Below are 2,826 nucleotides of genomic sequence, written 5' to 3' on the forward strand. Positions count from 1 at the left end.
GGCCGCATTGGAAAAACACCGCGACCCACAAAATGATGCGCTGGTTGACCCGTTGGATCAAGCCGCATAACCATGAAATCCGCAGCGTCGCCCGAAACGCTTTTCAACATCGTTCGGGACATTCCCCGAAAAAAGGAGGGGAGTGCACCTCTTGCGCAGATACCCCCGCATCCAATAGCACTCCAGATTCTGGAACCAAAAAAGCCCTCAGGTCGTAAAGACCTGAGGGCTTTTTATGGCTCCGGCGGTAGGGATCGAACCTACGACCAATTGATTAACAGTCAACTGCTCTACCGCTGAGCTACGCCGGAATGTGAGGCGTGGTATAGAATCTCCGCTCTGCCGCGTCCAGAGAAAATTCTCTCCAAGCTGCAGTTTTTTTTAGCCCCTAGAGTCAGAGCGCGCTTTCTGCCTAACATATTGGTCTTAAGCCCTCTTTCGTCTCCGCGCCGACACCCCCTGTCACCTTGATAGGCCCCTGTGGAACTGACCTCTGTTCACGCGTCCTCGGCACCAAGGCGGCCCAAAAGCCCGACCGGATTGCCACCTTGTCCGGCTCAGCGCCGAAGCCAGCCCCCTCCCCTGTTGATGGTCAACAGCGCGGAGAGCCTGTGCCGCGGCGCGCCGACTTCAGGCGCACATATGGACGGACAGGAAGCTCTCGGCCTCGCACCAGATCTCATCGAGCAGTTCGGTCTGGGTGATGTCGCAGCCTTCTGCGTGTTCGATCTCCAGCATCAGCTCGCGGAACCGGGTCAGGCCCAGGACCGCTGCCGATCCCGCCAGGCGGTGTGCCTCCTGGCGCAGCTCTGTCGTCAGCTCCTCGGCCTCGGCCAAAGCTGCCTTCAGCCGCTCCACGTCCTCGCAATACGTCGCGAGGAAGCCGCGAGCGCGTTCCGGACCAAGCGCATCGAAGAACTGCACGATGTTTTCGTCCTGATTAACCTCCGGCAGCACCGGGGTTCGCCCTGCCCGGCGAGCGATCACATCGGCAAGTTCCTGTTTGCTGATCGGCTTGGTGATGACCTCGGCGAATCCCGCGTCCAGAATGCGGGCGTGATCTTCGGCGGCGGCATGCGCTGTAAGGGCTACGATGTCGGTACCTTCCGCCAGTTTCCGCGCGCGGATCCGGCGAATTGCCTCGATCCCGTCCACCTCTGGCATGCTGATATCCATCAGGATCAAATCGAAACTGCCCGCTTCGGCGCAGTTGACCGCCTCCAGCCCGCCTGCGGCCGTGGTCACCCGCTGCCCCTGCTGGATCAGCATCTTCTCCAAGAGCAGGCGATTGATGTCATTGTCTTCGACGATCAGGACGGCACTGGCCTCCTGTTCCTGATCCGATTGCGCCTCGGCCTTGACCATGGGCGCGCTGGCCACCGGCAGCGGCAGCGACATCGAGAACAGGCTGCCTTCGCCAAGTTCGCTTTCGCAGGTGATTTCACCATCCATCGCCTGCACGATGCGGCGGGTGATCGCCAAGCCAAGCCCGGTGCCCTCATTGCCGCGCCGATAGCTGGAATCGAGCATGGTGAACTCTTCAAAGATGCGCTGCAGATCCTCCTGCGGGATACCGGGGCCGGTATCGGCGACATGGAAGTCCACCACATCCGTCTCCGGCAGGCGCTGGATATCGACGGAAACGGCGCCTTCATTGGTGAATTTCACAGCATTTGCGATCAGGTTGAGAAGCGCTTGCTGAATGGCGCGGGGCCGCCCTGCCACCACCGAGGATGGGCCAAGGCTGCAATGCAGCGACAGATCGATTCCCCGGCTCTTTGCGGTGGCCTGCTGGCTTTCGATCAAACCTTCGGCCAGTTCCCTGAGGTCGAAGACACGAATCTTTTCCGGGTCCACCCCTGCTTCGAGCCGCGACAGCTGCAACACGTCGTTCACATGATGCAGCAGAAGCTCCCCCGACACTCGCATTGCCTGGAGATAGCGCATCTGTTCGCCCGAGGGATCGGTGTCTTCCAGAAGGTCGATCGCCCCCAGAACCCCAGTCAGAGGGGTGCGCATTTCGTGGCTCATGACGGTGAGCAGATTGGCCTTGGCACGTTCACCGGCAAGGACATCATCGCGGGCGGTGCGCAACTCTTCTTCGGCCTGCATCCGGTCCGAAATGTCACGCATGAAGCTGACAAAGACCATATCCTGCCCCGACTGGCTGAGCGAGACCGAGAGTTCGACCGGAAAAATTTCACCGGACTTGCGCACCCCTTCGAGCTGGACCCGGCCGGCGCCGATCACTTTGGTCTGGCCGGTATTGAGGAAAAGCGCCATGCCCCGGGCATGCGCTTCGCGCAGGTGCATCGGAATGATCAGCTCCTGCATCTTCTGCCCGATGACTTCGGCGCTGTTGTAGCCAAAAATCGTTTCGGCCGCGCCGTTGAACGCCTGGATACGGCCTTCGGTGTCGACCACCAGAATGGCGTCGAGAGAGGAGGAAATCATCGCCTCCATCTGCGCGGCGGCGCGGCTGCGCTCTTCGGCCAGCTGGCGCCCGCGCCGGTACATCTGCGCCAGCATTAGCGCGGTGATCGCAATGGCCGCGAATAACGCCAGAATGACCCAACCCAACTGGTAGAGGATATCGAACAGCTGTAGGCGCTTGGCCTCGGTTCCCTCGACCTGCATCACCACCCCGAACAGGGCAAGTTCACGCACCTTGTCGCCGTTCTGCTTCAGTTCCGAACGGACCTGAGAGTCTGATTCAAAACTTTTCGAGTGAATTCATTGTCTTGCGAGCATCCGCGTGACGCGGCGGATGTGTGCGATTGTGACCCAAGCTGCCGCGCTGGCGATGGATTTTTCCCAATCCTTCGA

General features: G+C 60.3%; 1 protein-coding gene, 1 tRNA gene and 1 pseudogene. All 3 read right to left on the reverse strand.

The window, feature by feature from the left end; translation table 11 throughout:
• Positions 1-236 precede the first annotated feature (236 nt).
• A tRNA-Asn gene (locus AAFO90_RS24515) sits at positions 237-311 on the reverse strand.
• Between the two features lie 319 nt (positions 312-630).
• Positions 631-2,667 (reverse strand): ATP-binding protein, encoded by a 2,037-nt coding sequence (locus AAFO90_RS24520; protein WP_347511146.1) that lies wholly within the window; start codon positions 2,665-2,667, stop codon positions 631-633.
• A 66-nt stretch (positions 2,668-2,733) separates the two neighbouring features.
• Positions 2,734-2,826, reverse strand: a pseudogene (locus AAFO90_RS24525) (IS5/IS1182 family transposase); the annotation flags it as partial.

Origin of the sequence: Phaeobacter sp. CAU 1743 (assembly GCF_039839315.1) — a bacterium.
GTDB classification, from domain to species: domain Bacteria; phylum Pseudomonadota; class Alphaproteobacteria; order Rhodobacterales; family Rhodobacteraceae; genus Phycobacter; species Phycobacter gallaeciensis_A.